The organism is Natronomonas sp. (assembly GCF_046710025.1).
Lineage (GTDB): Archaea > Halobacteriota > Halobacteria > Halobacteriales > Haloarculaceae > Natronomonas.
Map to the genome: position 1 here is coordinate 1 of NZ_JBKEGK010000006.1, position 18,115 is coordinate 18,115.

At 63.5% G+C, this 18,115-nt stretch carries 19 protein-coding genes and 1 tRNA gene; 3 read left to right on the forward strand and 17 right to left on the reverse strand.

The window, feature by feature from the left end; genetic code table 11:
• Positions 1–300 precede the first annotated feature (300 nt).
• The 9 genes from ACI944_RS00865 to ACI944_RS00905 all read right to left on the reverse strand — a co-directional run bounded on the left by ACI944_RS00865 (position 301) and on the right by ACI944_RS00905 (position 7,423).
• The gene (locus ACI944_RS00865; RefSeq protein WP_411717176.1) at positions 301–2,202 is read right to left on the reverse strand and encodes a hypothetical protein; all 1,902 of its coding nucleotides are present in this window, start codon (positions 2,200–2,202) and stop codon (positions 301–303) included.
• Positions 2,195–2,581: a hypothetical protein gene (locus ACI944_RS00870; protein ID WP_411717177.1), complete on the reverse strand. Its 387-nt coding sequence runs from the start codon at positions 2,579–2,581 to the stop codon at positions 2,195–2,197. The genes ACI944_RS00865 and ACI944_RS00870 overlap by 8 nt, the downstream gene beginning before the upstream one ends.
• An 82-nt stretch (positions 2,582–2,663) precedes the next feature.
• Positions 2,664–2,734: transfer RNA gene (locus tag ACI944_RS00875), tRNA-Pro, on the reverse strand.
• Between the two features lie 55 nt (positions 2,735–2,789).
• Positions 2,790–3,668, reverse strand: a complete 879-nt coding sequence (locus ACI944_RS00880) for an RNA-guided pseudouridylation complex pseudouridine synthase subunit Cbf5 (protein WP_411717178.1) — start codon at positions 3,666–3,668, stop codon at positions 2,790–2,792.
• A gap of 2 nt (positions 3,669–3,670) precedes the next feature.
• Entirely contained in the window at positions 3,671–4,249 is a 579-nt protein-coding gene (gene cmk, locus ACI944_RS00885) for a (d)CMP kinase (RefSeq protein WP_411717179.1), read from the reverse strand.
• Positions 4,250–4,338: 89 nt separating this feature from the next.
• Positions 4,339–5,235 carry a DUF106 domain-containing protein gene (locus tag ACI944_RS00890; RefSeq protein WP_411717180.1) on the reverse strand — a complete coding sequence of 299 codons (897 nt, stop codon included), beginning with the start codon at positions 5,233–5,235 and terminating at the stop codon, positions 4,339–4,341.
• Positions 5,236–5,309: 74 nt separating this feature from the next.
• Positions 5,310–5,597 (reverse strand): DUF3006 domain-containing protein, encoded by a 288-nt coding sequence (locus ACI944_RS00895; RefSeq protein WP_411717181.1) that lies wholly within the window; start codon positions 5,595–5,597, stop codon positions 5,310–5,312.
• Positions 5,594–6,670, reverse strand: a complete 1,077-nt coding sequence (locus tag ACI944_RS00900; RefSeq protein ID WP_411717182.1) for a ComEC/Rec2 family competence protein — start codon at positions 6,668–6,670, stop codon at positions 5,594–5,596. Before ACI944_RS00900 ends, ACI944_RS00895 begins: the two co-directional genes overlap by 4 nt.
• A gap of 132 nt (positions 6,671–6,802) precedes the next feature.
• Positions 6,803–7,423, reverse strand: a complete 621-nt coding sequence (locus tag ACI944_RS00905) for an adenylate kinase (protein WP_411717183.1) — start codon at positions 7,421–7,423, stop codon at positions 6,803–6,805.
• 141 nt (positions 7,424–7,564) lie between these two features.
• Here ACI944_RS00905 and ACI944_RS00910 point away from each other — a divergent pair, with 141 nt between their 5' ends.
• Positions 7,565–7,915 (forward strand): hypothetical protein, encoded by a 351-nt coding sequence (locus ACI944_RS00910; RefSeq protein ID WP_411717184.1) that lies wholly within the window; start codon positions 7,565–7,567, stop codon positions 7,913–7,915.
• Between the two features lie 223 nt (positions 7,916–8,138).
• Here ACI944_RS00910 and ACI944_RS00915 read toward each other — a convergent pair whose 3' ends face one another.
• Positions 8,139–9,080 (reverse strand): DMT family transporter, encoded by a 942-nt coding sequence (locus ACI944_RS00915; protein ID WP_411717185.1) that lies wholly within the window; start codon positions 9,078–9,080, stop codon positions 8,139–8,141.
• A gap of 209 nt (positions 9,081–9,289) precedes the next feature.
• Here ACI944_RS00915 and ACI944_RS00920 point away from each other — a divergent pair, with 209 nt between their 5' ends.
• Positions 9,290–10,084 carry a helix-turn-helix transcriptional regulator gene (locus tag ACI944_RS00920; protein WP_411717186.1) on the forward strand — a complete coding sequence of 265 codons (795 nt, stop codon included), beginning with the start codon at positions 9,290–9,292 and terminating at the stop codon, positions 10,082–10,084.
• Positions 10,085–10,426: 342 nt separating this feature from the next.
• Positions 10,427–11,161: a hypothetical protein gene (locus ACI944_RS00925; RefSeq protein ID WP_411717187.1), complete on the forward strand. Its 735-nt coding sequence runs from the start codon at positions 10,427–10,429 to the stop codon at positions 11,159–11,161.
• Positions 11,162–11,508: 347 nt separating this feature from the next.
• Here ACI944_RS00925 and ACI944_RS00930 read toward each other — a convergent pair whose 3' ends face one another.
• The 7 genes from ACI944_RS00930 to ACI944_RS00960 all read right to left on the reverse strand — a co-directional run bounded on the left by ACI944_RS00930 (position 11,509) and on the right by ACI944_RS00960 (position 18,014).
• On the reverse strand, positions 11,509–11,766 hold the full coding sequence (locus tag ACI944_RS00930) for an MTH865 family protein (protein ID WP_411717188.1): 258 nt from the start codon (positions 11,764–11,766) through the stop codon (positions 11,509–11,511).
• Positions 11,763–13,250, reverse strand: coding sequence for a response regulator (locus tag ACI944_RS00935; protein ID WP_411717189.1), 1,488 nt, complete (start codon positions 13,248–13,250; stop codon positions 11,763–11,765). Before ACI944_RS00935 ends, ACI944_RS00930 begins: the two co-directional genes overlap by 4 nt.
• A 75-nt stretch (positions 13,251–13,325) precedes the next feature.
• Positions 13,326–14,288 carry a hypothetical protein gene (locus ACI944_RS00940; protein ID WP_411717190.1) on the reverse strand — a complete coding sequence of 321 codons (963 nt, stop codon included), beginning with the start codon at positions 14,286–14,288 and terminating at the stop codon, positions 13,326–13,328.
• Between the two features lie 260 nt (positions 14,289–14,548).
• On the reverse strand, positions 14,549–15,025 hold the full coding sequence (locus tag ACI944_RS00945; RefSeq protein ID WP_411717191.1) for a hypothetical protein: 477 nt from the start codon (positions 15,023–15,025) through the stop codon (positions 14,549–14,551).
• Positions 15,026–15,104: 79 nt separating this feature from the next.
• Positions 15,105–15,629 carry a winged helix-turn-helix domain-containing protein gene (locus ACI944_RS00950; protein ID WP_411717192.1) on the reverse strand — a complete coding sequence of 175 codons (525 nt, stop codon included), beginning with the start codon at positions 15,627–15,629 and terminating at the stop codon, positions 15,105–15,107.
• A 110-nt stretch (positions 15,630–15,739) separates the two neighbouring features.
• Positions 15,740–16,831: a DUF5305 domain-containing protein gene (locus ACI944_RS00955; RefSeq protein ID WP_411717193.1), complete on the reverse strand. Its 1,092-nt coding sequence runs from the start codon at positions 16,829–16,831 to the stop codon at positions 15,740–15,742.
• Between the two features lie 46 nt (positions 16,832–16,877).
• Entirely contained in the window at positions 16,878–18,014 is a 1,137-nt protein-coding gene (locus tag ACI944_RS00960) for a signal peptidase I (RefSeq protein ID WP_411717194.1), read from the reverse strand.
• Positions 18,015–18,115: the final 101 nt, after the last annotated feature.

Sequence of the window (18,115 nt, forward strand, 5' to 3'; positions counted from 1 at the left end):
TTGCGTCTTCTGACGGCCTGTCTGTTGGGTTAGGAACTACAGACATTACAGGTCGTCAATACCGGCTCACGCCGGTTTTAAATACTCAGAACGCAACAGCCTGAGCAGGTCTTTGTCCCGTTAGGGACACTCCCGTAGGCCCTCCTGCCCGGAAGGCGAAATCGGGGCGGCGAGCCAGCGGCGGTCGCGACCGCGATCGCGCGCTCAAAGCCGGCGATCAACGCGACGCCCCGGCTGGCACGCGGAGCCACTTATAAAGAAACGGGTCGCAGGATAGTGATGCCTCTCGCCAGGACCGCGTCAGTGGAGGGCGTCCACCTCGAGTTTCCCGAGCAGCTTCGTCCGACCGCCCTGGTTGACGCCGACCCACTCGCCGATGTCGACGCGCTCGCCATCGCGATCGTAGTAGGAAACCTCGGCGCTCGCGAAGCGACCGACGTCGACGCTCTGGGTCAGATCAGCAGCGTTGTAGCCGGCCCGGAGGACCTCGAGCAGCTCCCGTTGGGTGAGGTTCCCCCCAGCGATCGCGACCTGGAGCTGGTCAGAGTGTCGATACCCCGACTCGGAGATCTTCACGCCCCAGCGCTGTACCCACTGCCCGAGCGCTGAGTCTTCGTCGACGGTCGTGGATCCGGAGGCAAGTCGATCCATCCCGCGATGCAGCTGGTCGAGGCGATCGTCGAGCGCGCCGAGCAGCTCCTGGAGACGCTCGCGAACGATGTCGTCCGCCACCTGGATCCCGCTGAACTTCGAGAACAACCGCTCGAACTTCCGGACGCATCGTGACGCTGTACTCGAGGAGACGTCGGCGTCCTCGGCGAGCTCCTGGAGCGTCTCGAAGGCGCCGCCGTCCGCCGCGGCCTCGAGGACGTCCTTCTCGCCATCAGTCGGCTGCTTCTCGACGATCTCCCGCGTCACGGTATCGCGCTCGGCGTCGACGACGTCCTCGACAGGATCGGGGACGAAGTCCATCGCGTCAGCAGCGGCCTGGCTGAGCCGCTGCTCGGCGTCGAAGTGGTCGTCGGAGACGAAGACCGGATGGCCGGACGTCCGCGGCATCTCCGCCCACTCGAGCGCGTTGAGCAGATACTCCTCGAGACGGCGCTGCAGCGTCTCGTAGCCGAACTTCTGGACCGCTTGACCCTCGGCTTCGTCGGCGTGCTCATCGAACCAGGGGAGATGGTCGCCGAACGGCGTGTACTCGCGGTTGTACTGGACCTCGATCTTCGGATGATCGGTGGATGTCGACGTGTTCCCGGCCTCGCAGGGGTTCTTCGTCAGGTAGCTCTTCAGGAGCTTCCCGACGGAGTGCTCGCGATAAAGGTGGTTCAATTGCGTCGGATCGAGCGCGACCGCGTGGCGCTTTCCGAACGCATCCTGGTTGTCCCACTTCAGTTCGCCGCGGCCCTCACGCTGCCGCTCGAACTGTGCGAGCCGGTCGAAGATCCCGCCGGAACCGATCACCTGCTCGTTGACGACGTCGCGCTGACAGCGGACGTAGACGCCCATGCCGAGCGTCCGGCTCCAGGGATGAATCGCATCGCGATCGAAGTACTGTGAGTTGACGCCGATCTCGCCAGCAAGGGCCTGCAGGATATCGACGATCTCGTCGGGCTCGACATTCGATGCCTGGACTTCGACGCGGACGCCCTCGGGCAGCGTCTCGGGGAGCGACTGGATCCGCTCGCCGGTCTCGGCGTGCTCGGCGTTCGGCAGCGACGGCCGGAACTGGAAGTTGATCCGACGGTTTCGCTTCGGATCACTCGTGTCGAAGACGGGGATCTGGTACTCGAGGAAGTTCTCCCCGCTGTCCTGCTCGCGAGTCGCGATCGCGCCGTCCCAGTAGCGGATGGTCGACTTCTTGTACTCGTCGTCGTCCTCAAGACCGTGATCGATGGCCCACGTCGTGTCGTCGACGTCGACCTCGGCCTCGAGGTCGGGTTCGAACGCGGAGACGATCGCGAAGTACGGCCGCATCCCGTCGACGTCGGGCTCCGACTCGAAGGGGGCGAAGAGGATCTTCCCGCTGAACTCGTGGATCTGCGGCTTGATCACGTCGACGAGGATCGTCGAGTCGTGCTCGTCGTCGGGCTCGTAGGGCTCGATGTCCTTCTCGTCGCCCTCGTCGTCGTCGCTCTCGAAGCGGCGGGCGGGGTCGGCGGCCTCGAGGGCAGCGAACTCCGCGTCGACGTCCTCAGACATCGGAGGTCCTTCGCCGGAGTTCCTTCCGTGGAGTCGGGACCCAGCGAACAATCTCGTCAGCGAAGACGAGACGGATGCCTGTCCAGCCGTCCTGAAGGTTCGAAGCGTCCCGATCTCGACACTCGACAGGGATGACGACGTCGTACTCGTGGCGAGTACAGAGCCAGCCGTGCGTAAGGAGCTCGTCGATTTGCTCGCGGAGTTCGCGATCGTCGAGGTCGGGGTCCCGGATGCGGGGGGTCGTCTTCGATGCTGTGACGTCCTGCCCGCACTCGGGGCAGATCACAGATCCATCAGGATTCCGGGCTGGCGAGCGGACAACTGGAGAGGGTTTGACGCCGAACCGACCGAGTCCTGACCGCTGGTCTCGGCGACTCACGCTGACCCCCTCCGGGGGAACCCGGTTACGGCCTTAGAAAAGGTTAACGAATCAGTAGACTTCGCAGAAGTGTTTTTGTGAGTGGGACCGCCGTGATTCGAACACGGGTCCAACGCACCCCATGCGCAGAGGATACCACTACCCCACGGTCCCTCGCAACTCGACGGACGGTTGAGCAACGTTTAACCTCTTCGTTTCGGGTCGATACTCAGACCAGCACGCGTTCCAACTCGACGACCGTCCCCGACTCCGAGCCGGGATCGCCGACCAGGTGACCGAGACAGACCGCGGCGTCGTCGGGGGTATAACAGGCCACGAGATCGCCCGCGTCGGCGCCGGCCAACTCCGTGTCGACCACACCGGGGGCATACACCGGCGCCCCCTCGGCAATCTCGCGGGCGGCCGAGTGCGCGACGGTCAGCTCCGGGAGCCCCTCGAGGGCGCGTTCAGCCGGCGAAACGACCGTCCGGAGTAGATCAGCGTCGTCCGACTCGCGCCAGAACGCGAGGCCGTCGGCGAGGTCCTCCATCGTCGAAAGCGTCGCGTGGTTGAACCCGGCGGTCTTCGTCCGCCGGAGGTCGCCCATGTGCGCGCCGGTCCCCAACGCGAGTCCGAGGTCGTGACAGAGCTTCCGGACGTAGGTGCCGCTCGCACACTCGATATCGAGCAGCGCCCGGCGCTCCTCGCGTTCGAGGGATTCAAGCCGGTGTATCTCGCGCGTTCGGAGCCGACGGACGACGGCGGATTTTCGTGGAGGTTTCTGATAGAGGGCAGCCTCGAACTCCGAGAGCGTCGATTCGAAGTCGTCGGGGAGCCGCCCGTGAGCTTCGAGGACGGCGACGTACCCCTTTCGGCTGTCGTCGAACACCTGCGCCGCGCGGGTGGCCGTCCCCGTCAGGATCGGCAGGCAGCCGGTGACCTTCGGGTCGAGGGTTCCCGCGTGGGCGGCGCGGTCGACATCGGCCATATCCCGGACCCAGGCGGCGACCTGGTGGGCCGACGGCCCCGGCGGCTTGTCGAGATTGACGACGCCGAACTCCAGCAGCGTCGCCGGGTCGCGCTCGGTTGGCGGGCCACGCTCACGCATGGTCAAAAGTCGTACTCGACGCCGTCAATCGGGGTCTTGCCCTCGTCGTCAACAATGTCGTAGGCCTCGACGGCGGTGATGACGACGTCGAGAACCGCACCGGGCGAAAAGCGGGCAGTGTTGAGTGCGAGGTCGTAGATATCGAGCTCATCGATGTCGATGTCGTAGTACTCCTGGTAGCGCAATGCCTCGCTGTCGGCCCGTTCGACGGTCTCCTCGCGGGCCGTCCCGACGGCCTTGTCCTCGCGGTCGGCGATCCGCTCGGCGCGGATGTCGAGCGGAGCATCGAGCCAGATCCGGAAGTCGGCGTGGTCGCCGGCCATCCAACCCGCCAACCGCGATTCAAGCACGAGGTCGTCGCGCTCCGCGGCGAGTTCGCGCTGTCGCCGGTCGAGATCCCGGTCGATCGAGTCTTCATCCTCGGCGAGTTTGTTCAATTCGAGCGGCGTGAGATCGCGCTCGGCGGCGACCTCCCGGAAGATGTCACCACCGCTTATGTGTTCGGATCCCAGCCGTTCGGCCAACCCGGCGGCGACCGTGCTCTTGCCGCTGCCGGCGGGGCCGGAGATGGTTATCAACATATCAGTACTGCGCCGCTGTGGGTCAAAGGCGTTACCGTTCGCGGATCAAGAAACCGCCGACTACCCGAAACGGAGCCGTGCGACGCAGATCACGTCGGCGTCGTCTGGATGTTCAGCGACTTGCGGATGACCTGCGTGAAGCACATCGAGCAGACGAAGTACCAGCCGATCCACGCCTGTAGCGGCCCCACGAGTCCCTCGTTCCAGCCGACCTCGCCGACGATCGGCATCACCATCGGCGCGAGATCGATCCCGGGATACAGCGGCTCGCCGCGGAAGCCGACGATGGCGTACATCCAAAGGAAGACCGGGATGGTCAACAGCATGATCCACACCATCGGGCGGAACTGCTCTTTGAACATCCCGAGGTTGTCCGTCATCGCCTCCATCTGTTCGTCTTGGATCTGTTCGAGGGCCTCGTCGTCGCCACGCTCTTTGGCCTCCTTGCGGCGCTCTTGGATCTCCTTCATCCGGCCCTGGTAGGCGCCCATGACCTCCATGTTCATCAGGTTCGACTGCAACAGCGTCGAGTAGAGCCCGGTGAACAGCGCGAGCACCATCACGACGGCAAAGAACGGGAGCAGGTCAAGAAGCGGGCCGAGCGCGATGTTCAGCGTGTCCGCAAGCGGTTCCCGGACCGCACTGAACGTGTAGCCTGCGAACATCGCAACCGAGCCGACGGCGGCCATCTTGTCCCACTTCGACCACGAGGAGTCACCATCGGGCGCGTCGGGCAACTCGAGTTCGTCGTCCTCAAGCGTGTCTCGGACGCCCTCCGGGTCCGCGACGTCGAAGCCCTCACCGTCCGAATCGACGAGTACCCCGGTTTCGATGAGCCGCCCCCACTGGCCGCTCGTGAGTTCGTCGGAGACATCGCCCCATGAGACGGTTCCTTCGTCGGCGCGGTCGAGGAGGTACTCGAGCGCGTCCTCCATCTCAGCGTCCTCCGCGACGAGTTCCTGTACTTTCGAGGCTGTGCGTGCCATTATCGAATGTACGATATGGTGGGTAATCAACCTTTTACCTTCGAGCGCGGTCACCTCTCCGGAGCGATCGAGCGCTAGCCGTCCTTCTCACGCTCCTCATCGAGCCGTTCGGAGAGGGCGTCGAAACGCTCCCGGAGCCGCTGTCGCCGGTCCGCCGTCCGCTCCGGCAACACCTCGATGTCGACCAGCGTCCCGTCCTCAAAGGTGAGCGAACAGACGTCTCCGGCCGACGCCTCGGCCGGGAGCCCTGCATCGGAAACGCGACGCTCGGCGAGTGTCTCGTCGTCGGCCTCAACGAGGATGACCGCGATTCCCTCGGTAATCCGATCCAGCGTTCCGCCGTATGTCCCGTCGAGCGTCACGCGATCACCCCAGCGGCGGTAACAGGGGCGAGGGCCTCCACGCCGATGGCAGTGGCCGCGGCCGCTGCCCCGACCACGAAGCGCTCCTCGGTCGGATCGGCCGGAGCGGCGGTGGCCTCGGGAGCGGTTTTTATTTCGAGTGGGCTGGTCGTCGCCGCTGTCTGGGTCCGGATAACGATCTCCTCGCCGTCGCTTTCGAGGACGATCGAGCCGTGAATCCCCGTCCAGACCGTCCGGATTCCCCGATCGGCGAAGCGTTCGAGCGGTTCGTCGTGGGGATGGCCGAACTGGGAGTCATAACCCGAGGAGACGATCGCGACCGCAGGGTCGACGGTGTCGAGAAACGCCGGCCCGGAGGAGGTGTTCGACCCGTGGTGGCCGGCCTGGTAGACGTCGACATCGAGACGGTCGCCGTGAGTCTCGAGCAGCCGCGATTCGGTTTCGCGCTCGGCATCGCCGGTGAACAGGAACGAGGTCTCCCCGACGGCGATCGACACCGAAACGCCGTTGCTATGGAGGTCATCACCGACGGGGGGCGATGGGGAGAGGACCGTCGCCGCCGCCCCATCGAGGGGGATCTCGTCGCCGGAGCGAACCTCGAAGAGCGTCACGTTGTGACGCTCAACTGCATCTAAGTATCGCTCATAGGTCTGGGAGGTGTGCGTAACGCCCGAGTCGTAGACCGCCCCGATCCCGCCGCGCTCGGTCTCGTAGTGGTCGATAATCGCCTCGTGGCCGCCGATATGGTCCGCATGGCTGTGCGTCGAAACGAGGTGGTCGATCCGGTCGACGTCGTGGGCGTCGAGATACTCGAGGACGGTCTCTCCGTCGTCGCGCCAGTCGCCCGAATCAATCAGCATCGTCTCTTCGCCGGTCCGGAGCAGCGTCGCGTCGGCCTGGCCGACGTCGATAGCGTGAACCTCAAGCGTGCCGTCGGGTGGCGGTGCAGTCTCGGTCGCTGTCGGAGACATCGGTGTCCCGTCCGTCGGGGTTCCCGGTCCAACTCCGACCCCCGCACACCCAGAGAGCACGACGAGCAGACAGCACGCGGTCGCGGCGAATCGGTGTCTCATTGGTTCGAGTACGGGTCCCAAGACTAGATTCTTTCGGCCGCAACGCTCCGGGCACAGGCCATCCGAGGCGGCGTTCGAACCGCGGCCGTGGCTTCTCCGTCGGTGAACAGCCGATACAACGGATCGCGCGCTTCAAGCCGCGTCTTCGATCGCGGCGTCGAGGTCGTTCCAGACCTCCTCGGGGGCCTGCTCGCCGTCGATCCGGACGAGTTCGCCCGTCTCCTCGTAGTGATCAATCACGGGTTGGGTGTTCTCCTCGAAGACGCGGAGGCGCTCGCGGACCGTCTCCTCGGTGTCGTCGTCGCGCTGGACGAGGCGATCGCGGACGGCCTCGTCGTCGGGCATATTGAACTCCGTGTGATAGATGTCGCCCGTCTCGGGGTCCATCCGGCGGCCGGTGAGCCGGTCGACGAGTTCCTCTTTGCTCACGTCAAGCAGCGCAACAAGATCGAGGTCAGTGATGTCCGAGAGGTACTCCGCCTGTGAGAGGTTCCGCGGATAGCCGTCAAGGACGAACCCGCCGGCGTCCTCAACTGCGGCCTTGACGATCTCGTTGACGAGGGGGTCGGGGACCAACTCTCCCGCTTCCATGTACTCCCGAGGCGTCCCGTGTTCGGTTTCCATGTCCTTGTTGGCGCGCAGCGCATCGCCGGTCGTCACGTGCTCGACAGCGTAGTGCTCGACGAGGTTGCTCGATTGCGTTCCCTTACCGGCGCCCGGCGCCCCAAGCAGCAGGATCTTCGGTTGACTCATGATTGTTCATTCACAACGGTCCCTAAAAGTCTTGACTGAACGCGAGCGAAGTGTCTCAAGACGCGAGGATCAAGCGCCGGCTAAGCGCGGGTGACCGTGCGGAGCGCGGGGTTGATGTGGCCGGACGACCGAGGTCGGGGTATGGCCGCCGACAGCCCCGGGGAGAGGCGACAGTTGCTCGTGCGACAGATCGTCGAGTCGCGCCGACGTGGCGAGGCGACCATCTTCCGTGCCGGGGACGCGTCGGTGGAGTACGACGACCGGGTCCTTCGTCTCGAACTCAACGCGGACGAGCGCGACCGACTCGACTCGTTGCTGTCCACGTATCACGTGTTCAAGATCAAACAACCCGAGACGCGGAAAGCGACCATGGGCGTGTGTTACGTCTCGGCGGTGACAGACGCGAAACACGCCGCCGACTTCCTCGAGGCGCTGTTCCACGAGGTATATGAGCGCGGGGAGGGGTACGAGCTCCGTGCGGAGTCCAGTTGAGTTCCGCCCCGCGCTGAAACGCGAGGCTTTCTCGTTGTATTCCGGTAGACAACGCCCACAGCAGGACGCGTACTTGAGTAGGGTGTGCATCGGGCGTATATAAACGGGGTGCGATCCGGAAGCCGCTACGCACCCGATCCACGTATACCTCAGTCGTGCATTCAGGGTTTATAACCCCTCGTCGGGAGTCTATATGACTCAGGCACGCCGAAGGGCGTCGCAGTCAGAGACGACCGCGGGCGATTCGTTCGCGGAGGGCGCGTCGAATCGATGCTGGAAGGGCAACCGGCGGGCCGCTGACGATGAGAAAGCCGGTGAAGATGACGCCGAAACCGACGAGGGAGGCGACCGGCAGCGTCTCGCCGAGTACGGCCCACCCGCCGATCGCTGACACCACGGGGACGAAGTAGAACAACAGGTTCGCCCGCGTCGCGCCTGCCTCGTCGACGAGCGCGAAGTACGTGAGGTAGGCGATCGCCCCCGAGAACACGCCGACGTACAAAAGCGCCGCGAGCGCGATCGGCGGCATGGAGAGTCCAGGAACGGACTCCCCGGCGGAAAGGCTGAGCGCGTGCGAGAGGACGGCCGCCAGCGGCACGCCCCAAACCGTCCGGGCGGTACTCGACATCGTCGCCTCAGCGCGGCGGATCACCACAGCGCCGAGCGCGCTCGTCGCCGCGCCGCAAAACAGAAGCGGGATGGCGATTCCGCCGCCGAGTAGCGCCGACGGGTCGGGGTCCGCGACCAGCCCAACGCCGAGTAAGCCCACGACCATTCCGGCCGATCCGCGCACGGAGAGCCGATCCTCCGAGAGCAGGAGGGCGGCGAACACCGGGGTCAGGATCGGGTTCAGGCTGAACACGACCGCGGCCACGCCACTCGTCGTGTATTGTTGGCCGACGAACAACAGCGCGTTGGTCAGCCCGATGACGAGCAGCCCCGTCGCGAGGATGCCGACGACATCGCCGACGGTCCGAGGTCGTAGCTCCGCCCGCGAGAGACTGGTCGCCGCGTACGCCGCGAGAACGACCGCGCCGATATCGAAGCGGACCGCCACAAAGAACAGCGGCGGAAGGTGCGCCAACCCGGCCTTCGCCGCGACGAAGGTCCCGCCAAAGAGGACGGCCGAGACGAGAAACAGCGCGCCGGTTCGCCGCGAGAACACGCTATCGCAACACCTCGATTACTGCTTCGAACGATTGCTCGATACGTATGGAGGAATCCGACATACTAGTTTGAAGGGGCCGAACACATATAACGAAAATCGTAAAAAATTCCATGACGGGAAACGGATGCCCGCAGCGACAGCGATGCACAGCGTGAAATCATTTCGGGGAGCGAAGACGGTTTATCTTGCCGCCCGATGTATCGCGTATGGAGGCCCCGCTCGAGGAGATGGAGTTCTTGGCCCGCTCGAAAAACCGGGTCGAGGTGCTGCAGTTGGTGGCTGCCGAGCCACACAGCCGCCGGCGCCTCGCCGAGGCCACCGGGGCCTCACAGGCGACGCTGGGGCGGATCCTCCAAGACTTTGCCGACCGATCGTGGGTCGAACGCGACGGCGGCGCGTACGTCGCCACGGCTACCGGGGCGTTGGTCGCCGACGGCGTCGCCGACCTGTTGTCGATCCTCGAAACCGAGGCCAAACTGCGCGACGTCGTGGCGTATCTCCCGACGGACGCGATGGGGTTCGACCTCCGTCGGCTCGCCGACGCGACGGTTACTGTTCCGAGTCGGACGCGCCCGAGTGCGCCGTTGCAGCGCGTGCTCGAGGCGATGGACGATGCCGACAGCCTGCAGGCGTTTTCACACACCCTCAACGAACAGAGCCTGTCGACGGTCCGGACGCGCGTGGAGGCGGGCGAACAGGCGTTCGAGGCCGTTCTCTCGAAAAGCGCCATCCGCGCGCTTGCAGCCGACGAGCGCCTCTGGGACCGGCTGCGGACGCTGGCCGACGCCGAAGGTGCCGAGATCCGCGTTCGCGAGGAAAAAATACCCTTGGCGGTGCTGGTCGCCGACGGGACGGTGTACCTGCTCGTGCGCGACGACGCGGGGCTCTTACAGGCTTCGTTGCACACCGACGACGAGGGCATCCGCACGTGGGCCACAGAGACGTTCGAGCGCTACTGGGAGACGGCTGCCCCCTTCGATCCCGCGGTGTTCGAGAGCTAACAGCAGGCAGACAGCCGCACGTCTGCACATAACGACGAGAGCGGCTTTGAGTCGTAGGAGAATTAGGGAGGTCCGTGATGACGGGACGCGGAGCGTCCCGAACCACTCGCCACAACGGGCACTCAACTAGGCTGTTTTGATATCTCTTTGCTCAACCGCGGGGGTACTCTCGACCTGACAAATTCATGCTTGCTATCCAGAGCAGTGAGTGTCACCCCAAGTGGTTCAACGGCCGCCGTGGCTATACTTAGACGAGTCACGCCGTCGAGTCAGTTTTACCAGATGAAATCTATCGAACAGTTATGTGAATTTCACGCATTTGATCGTTCGTACTGGTACATCATGACCGATACACCATTCGAATACGCAAGTCGACGAACGGTACTTAGATCGATCGGGGCGGGGGCCACCGGAGCCGCCGGCATAACGGGTACCGCGTCGGCGAAGCGTGGAAACGGCGGCAACAAAGGAGGTAAGCGACCGCTTGAGGAGACATCGAGTCTCGTTGCGGCGTTGAACTACCGTGGAACTGGAACGACGTTCGAGGGGTTCGCTGATGACCCCGCAGATGCGAACTTCGACCCCGGCCAGGAGTTCGATACGACGAACCCGGAGGTCGTCGGCGACGGCCGATTGATCCACTACCAGCTTCCGTTCGGCACGCACAAACCGTATGTTCTGCATCACGAAGGCGACGGCCGATATACGCCACGCGGCGCGGTGACGAACTTCGAAACCGATGGATCGGCCCCGCCGGGTCTTCCGCCGGGGCGGTATCGAGCGACGGTCCGCGAAGAGGTCAACCTGTACGAGAAAGAGGGATACTTCGATTGGTCTGCGACCCGCGTCGACTTCTTCGACCGCCCCGGGATGGAATACGTTACATCTACGCTCATTATCCTCTGGGACGAGGACGCCGAGGAAAACGACGATCCGTCGGTCAGGACCGATGATCCCACCCCAGGGAAGGATACGCCCGAGTTCTCCGAGGACATCCTCGGCGATGTCTACGAGGAGATCAAGACAGCCGCGGAAGAGCTAATCGACGCGGGTGTTTCCACTCCTGGCGGGACCTGATCGTCCGAAGCCCGCGGCAAAGTACTGTCGTTGCTCACTCGGCGCTCCCGATGCGGCGAAACGGACTCCGTGTGACGGCTTCCCTGCGTTCTAAGTGCCGGGGACGCCTAGCCGACGATACGGAATCAGTCTTGATCGATAGTGAGCCGATCGGGTCGTGGCTCGCCGGTCACGCCTATCATACAGTTGTCGACGGTGACGACAAGAGAGACAAATCGGCGGGGACGGCCCAGAGACCGGGATAGCGAGGCTCCGCTTTCTCAAATCGCCTGCGGCACCGTCGCGGATGTTGAGTCGGCTACGCCGCTTCACCCGCGATGTGCGACGGTGCCGGTGGCCGGGCACCGCTAGAGCAGATCCTCCGCACGCAACCCCTCGATCAGGTCGTCAACGAGGGCTTCCGGCGTTACGTACGGGAAATCTTGGTGATGATACAGCTTCGCCGCGATGGTTGCGACAGACATCGAAAACTCACCGGTTTCAAACCGAGTCAACATGCCACGTGGCAGCGCGGCGACGATCTCGCCGCGGCTTTCGACTGGGTATTCGGCTGACTCTACCGCTGTATGGAACTGTTCTCTGAGTTCGGTCTCAATATCGTTCATGTTCTCTCCTCGGTCCGCGTTTCGACTCCCGTTAGCTCGATCCGTGCCCCGCCGTCTTCTCCATCCGTTATCGATATCGTCCACCCGTGTGCCTCGGCGATCTCCCTGCAGATCGTCAACCCGAGCCCGACGCCGCCCTCGCCGCTCGAGTAGTTGGACTCGAACGCCACGTCACGATCCGACGCCGGGATCCCCGGCCCGTCGTCGGCGACGTAGAACCCGTTCTCGAGCGTCCCGACACGAACCGTCAGCGACGCGTCGTCCGCATGGTGATCCTCACCGGTTGTTCGACGGCCCGTGGAGCCGTGCTCGAGACTGTTCCGAAAGAGATTCTCGAAAAGCGTTTTGAGGCGGTCCGGATCGGCCCGGATTACCGTACTCCCCTCTTCGTGGAGCTCAGCGTCCGCCGTCGCGACGTTCGCCCACGAGTCGCCGGCGATCTCCGATAGTTCGACGGATTCGACTTCGTCGATGACCTTCCCGCTACGCGCCCACGCCAGGGTCCCGTCGATTATCTCCTCCATCCGGTCGGCAGCCGTCTCGATCGCTTCGAGGTGTTCGCTCTCGCACTCCGCTCTTGCGAGTTCGTTTCGTGCCACAACGACGCTCAGCGGGCTCCGGAGGTCGTGGGAGATGAACCCCATGAACTTCTCAAGTCGTTCGTTCTGTCGTTGTAGCTCCTGCGCGTGCCGTTTCCGATCGGTGATCTCCCGAGTATGGACGATGAAGCCATCGATAACCGGATCATCGACCATGTTCCGGGCGTGGTTTTCGAGCCAGACCCAGTCTTTCCGCGAGTGGTCGAACCGGAACTCGACCGAGGAGATCCGGTTGGGATCCTCTATCGCGCGGCTGAACTGCTCGATGGCCTCCTGTCGGTCTTCCGGATGGATGTAGTCGAACCCGATATCGCCGATAAGATCGGCCGGCTCGTAGCCGAGAATCCGGTCCGAGGACGGCGAAAGATACTGCCATTCCCCGGTCTCGTCGACGATCTGGACCACGTCGGTCGAGTGTTTTGCGAGTTTTCGGAACTTCTGCTGCGTCTGCTCTATCTTCTGTTCGGTTCGGTACTGCGTCACAGCGTTTATGATACGATTCGCGAGTACGGTGTAGTGTTCGACGTTTCCCTCTTTTTGTAAGTAGCCGGTAACCCCCGATGCGATCGCCTCGCTCGCGATCTCTTCGCTTCCTTTCCCCGTAAACAGGATGAACGGCAGCTCAGGGTTCTCATCCCGGACGGCCTCCAGAAACTCCAACCCGTCCATCCTCGGCATATCGTAGTCCGAGACGACACAGTCGAACGATTCCTCCCGAAGCCGTTCAATGGCCTGCTCCGGAGCTACTTCGGTGGTACAGTCGAACTGATCGTGTTCGCGACACAAAAACTCAGCAGCCATTTCGGCCAGTGCCGGATCGTCGTCAACGTGGAGAATACGAATCGGCCCCTCCTTGCCCAATGCCACGTCTCCACGGGAGCTCATCGTCACTGTGGTGGGGTCGCCCGAGACAGTTTCCAACGGGCACATCGCTCCGCCCGAAACGCTCGGTCGTTCATTTTATTTCATTCCTCGACTCTCTTGATGGTATTCGAAGACCGTCGACATCCCTTCGACGAGTGCATCGAGGTCGACCGACTCCGCGTCCGGCGTTTCGGCGCGGAGCTTCTCGAAGCGTTCGTGCCACTCCGACTCAAGCCGTGACTCCATGTCGTGGTCGGCGATCGCTTCGACGTACCGCTTGGCTTCCGCTTCGGAGGGTGTCTCGGGGAGCTCGGCTGGATCGAAAAGCCCCGTTTCGAGCGCAGCGACGACAACGCCGGAAGAGTAGTCCCCTTCTTTGATTTCTCGTTCCCACGTCGTCACCCAGTTGCCGATCCGGGCCAGCCGTTGGAGTTCGCCGAGCGTCTCCCGGAGCGCCGCGAGGTCAGCGCGATCGAACTCAGGCGCATGCATTAGATCAACATTGGCGTACGGGTACATAATCATGTTGTGCGTTCCGTACCGATACGACTCCGCGAGGTTCGCCGCGCTCGGGTTGTTCCCGACGAGCCACGTGTAATCCATCGCGTTGAGCGCTTGCCGAACGTCGTATCTGAGAACGTCGAGAAACTCCGGTCCCCGTGGCGCGTCGTGTAGCGGCGCCTCGAAGGCGGTCCACAGTCGCTCGGCGAGTTTGACCGTGTCAGTATCAACGTCGGAACGGCTCGTGTCAACCGTCTGGTGTGGAAACGGGACGTTTCGCGCCTGTTCGAAGGTGGCTTTGTCGCCGTCGTGTTCGGCGACATCGTCGAGCAACGTGATGAACAGGGTAAGGATCGTCTTTTGTTCTCTGACGACCGGGTGGTAGGAGTCGGCGACACAGGGGAGCCGAAACGACGGGAGCAACGAGTAGATCCATCGCCAGACAAATTCGTCACGGACCCCGATGAGGCGGTCGTACTCCGCCGATAGCTCAGTTACGCGTTCAGGGAGCTGTGTGGTCGTGACCGAATTATAGAAGCTGTGTTGTGTGGATTGCATCCGATTGATGGATCATAGCCTACTTAAATAACGGCTCGATCGATATCGAATTGTCACACGAAGAAAAGATTTTTACTCGTAAACTGAGACGAATGTTTTCCGTTCGCCTAGCCGTGTTCTGGAACGACTTTATTGGTTCCGAGCCAGTTTTCTCAACGCCCTTCCGGATGGGTACTTTCGTCGTGTATATTCGTCCGTGGCCGGACGGTCTGTCTGTTCCGCCTCTTATCAGGGTGGCGCTCGGCTTGTCTCCACGGTGTTCACGCCGTCGCGAGCGTGAGGCCGATGACCGCGGGGACGAGGGCCGTGAGATAGACCGCGGCGGAGGCGGCCCAATCGCGAGCGGTACCGCGCCGACGCGCCTGATCGAGACCGGGCGCCCGCGGTAGCGGGACGACGACGAAGAACGCGACCATCAGAACGTACAGTACGAGCGTCGTCGCCGCGACCGACAGCGCGGAGGCGCCGCCCAGAAGCGTTTCGGCGAGCAGCGAGAAATACACGAACAGGAGCCCGGTGCCCAATCCGGCGGCATAGTGGGCAACAGCGGCGAGGCGGGCTGGCGCGTCATCGGGGTGGGTCCGCGTCAACACGCCGGCGGCGACCCGCGGCGGAGTCGCTCCCTCCGGAAGCCGCGCCATCGCTTGATCCATCACGACGAGGGCGGCGACGGCGGCGACGAGGCCGATCGGAAAGCGAGCCACCACGGGAGCCGATGAGAGCCCGCTGAGGGTCATACCGACCGATGGCGCTGATAGGGTATGAAAACGCCGATCCAGGGCCGACGCCCGGTCCGACGCGAGACGCCACGGGCGCTTACTCTCGCCCGCACTCGTGAAGATTCTCGAGGATTTCAGGATCGGTCCGGAACTTCAGGACGTTCGTCATTAGCGAGTTGCGGATGTTGTCGACGACGGCGCCGTAGCGCTTGTAGAACTCGTGGATCCACTGCGATTGGGCCTCCCGGTCGGTGAACATCATCACCGATTTCCACTGGTACTCGCCGTCCGAGAGGAAATACAACAGTGTGTTGTGCGAATCTCGGACAAATTCCATCGCATCGCGCCACCCCGACTCGAAGTGTTCGGGGTTGAACTTGAATTCGAAGAGTGCGAAATAGAAGTACTCCTCGTTGGGAATAATCGCCTCCCGAAAGACGCCCTCCTCACGCATCGCCCGGATCGACTCGGAGACGGTGACGTGGGAGACATCGATGTCGTGTTTCTCCTCGAGTATCTCGGCGAGCTCCCGCGAGGAGAGCTGCGAATCCCTCGAGAGCTCGCGTAACACCAATACATCGCGTTCCTTGAATTCCCAATCCGGTGGGTCACGTGAAGGCATAGCTCATATCATACCCGCCCGGGTACTGTCAGTTTCGGTACCGGGCTCAGGGGCATGGAGCAGGGTACTCGCCGCGGGAAGCAGGCAAGAGAATCAGCTTTGGAGTCGGCTCAGGGCCTAAATCGGGTGATGTCGATCTCCGGATCCGGCTCGTAGACGTAGCAGATGTCGCCGTCCGGGACGTAGTACCCGCGGCGCTCGACGTCCTCGAGGACGCGCTCGTCGGTGTCGATCGCGATGTCGACGAGGCCATCGAGCGTGTCGACCTGGACGGGGGCGCGGTCGTCGGTCAACCCGCCGACCGAACCGCCGGAGATCCAGTCGTCGAGGTCCTCGCGACGGTCCGCGAAGTTGAGGCTGCGACGCTCGGCGTCCGTGACCTCGAAGACATCGCGGTAGGAGGCGGCGGCGAAGCCGGCGAGGCCGAGCAGGCCGACGAGCAGGAGTGCTGGGCCGCCGGCGCGTCTCGGGAGCCCGTAGGTTTGCTCGGTCGTGAACGATCGGGTGCGCTGGCCGGTTTCGCTCGCGGGGCCGGGCGTCTCGACGGTATACGTTCCGCCGCCGGGCTCAAGCGTGAGCGCGTGGGTCAACTGGTACGACTCGCTCCCGCCCGCGATTTCGCCCGTCGCACTGACGGCGGTTCGGACCCGAACTTCCGTCGTGCCGGGGGAGGCCCCAAGCTCCGACTGTATGGTCTCGATCTCCGCGGCAACCGCCGAGACGTTCACCGAGGTCGTCGACGTCACCGTCTCGCCCGGGGTGACTGTCCCGGAGAACGTGTCGAGACGTTCCTCCTGTCGCCAGAACTCAGTACGCTCACCGTCCCCGCCGCCATCGTCGACGGATCTGATCACGAGCGTCGTCTCACCCTCAACGTCCAACTCGCCGTCAGCACCGCTAAAGCCGTATGCGAAGTCAGTGTCGAGGATCGGCGCAATTCGCGTGTAGTACACCGAGCGATCCGAAAGCGTTGAGCCGAGGGGGAACACCGCGGTCCCGTTCGTAATCGTGGCGCTGTGGGTATACTCCCCGGTTGTCTCCCACTCGGCGACGACCTCCTCGCGAGTTTCGGTCCCCGGATCGACGTGGGTCGTGTAGATCAGGCCGCCACCGGCCAGCGTGAGAGCGACGAGTACCGCGACGACGGCGATGGCGTACTCGTCGGCGACCATCCGAAGTTTCAACTCAAATCGGCCGCCCATTTCGTAAGTGATTCCGGAGAGATGAAATAAAAGCGTTGTGAGTCCCTCATAGCCATGAATCCCGGTCGGATTCGCGGATTCGGACGGGTTTCGTGCCGGCGATCACGAAGCCGAGCAGAAGAATCCCCCCGCCCATCGTGGCGCTAACTGCGAAAATGGGCAGCCAGGGGTGGAGACTGTACAACCCGGCGATGACAGGCTCGGGAAGCACCGCGAAGTACCGGTACTCCTGAACGTACTGGGGGTAAAACCCCGTCTCGGGGGGCGCCTGCAGCGTCACCGTGACGTTGTGCTGAGCGCCACGATCCATGCGGATCGGCCCCCGGTCGGCCTCGACGTTTGCGCTCGCCGAGGAGTAGAACGCGTAAACGGGGAGTTGTCCGGCGTTCAATGCGGGGTAGGTCACGTTGCTCGATTCCCCGACCGGGACCGTGGTCGGGTCCTCGGAGTCGAACTCGGCACTTATCATCCCGTACTCTTGAGTGTTCGACATCGCGACCATCGTCCCGCCGGAGACGAGCGTAATAAAAAGCGCCATCGCGAGCACCAGCCGGCGCGGGTCGTAGACCCCCTCGCGGTTTCGCCCCCGATCGCGCTCGCGGCCCGAACGCTGGCGGTCGTCCTCGAAGAGCATCCCGTAGAGGAGGACGGCCGCACCCAACCCGGCGATGAGCAACGCGATCCCTTGCGTACCGAGGAACAGCCGGGTTCCGGACACACTCGCGAGTTGCCGTTGGACCGACTCGACGACGCCCCCGATCGCGGTGGAGGCAGTTCCCAACTCCGGAATGACGAGCACCTCACCGTTTACCTGGAGCGCGGTGGCGACGATCTGGCCCTCGGTGACGGGCGGTTCGTCGCCGTCCTGATCGGTGAAGGGGTTGGCGTCGCCTTGGGTGACGTACCCCGCCTCGGTCTCGCCGACGACGCGGTGGGTCGTCAGCCCGCCGCCGTTGAGCTGTTGGGCGTTGAACACGACGACATCACCCTGTTCGATCTCGCCGGAGGCCGCGGCGGGGACCGCCACAAACCCGTCGCCGGGGTCGAGCGTCGGCTCCATGCTTCCCGTCTCGACGAAGCTCAACAGGATCGGCTGGCCGAGATATGCGCCAACGAGCAGCGACACTAAGACGACGATCAACAGCACCTGAAGGAGCTGCCCACCCCGCTTTCGCCACCCCATTTCGTCCGGCGATCGGAGCGGGGCAGGGTTAAATCCCCCGGCGTACTCCGGAGAAATCAATCGCAACGGCGGTTGGCTGACTCGGTGAACTACCCTACCCT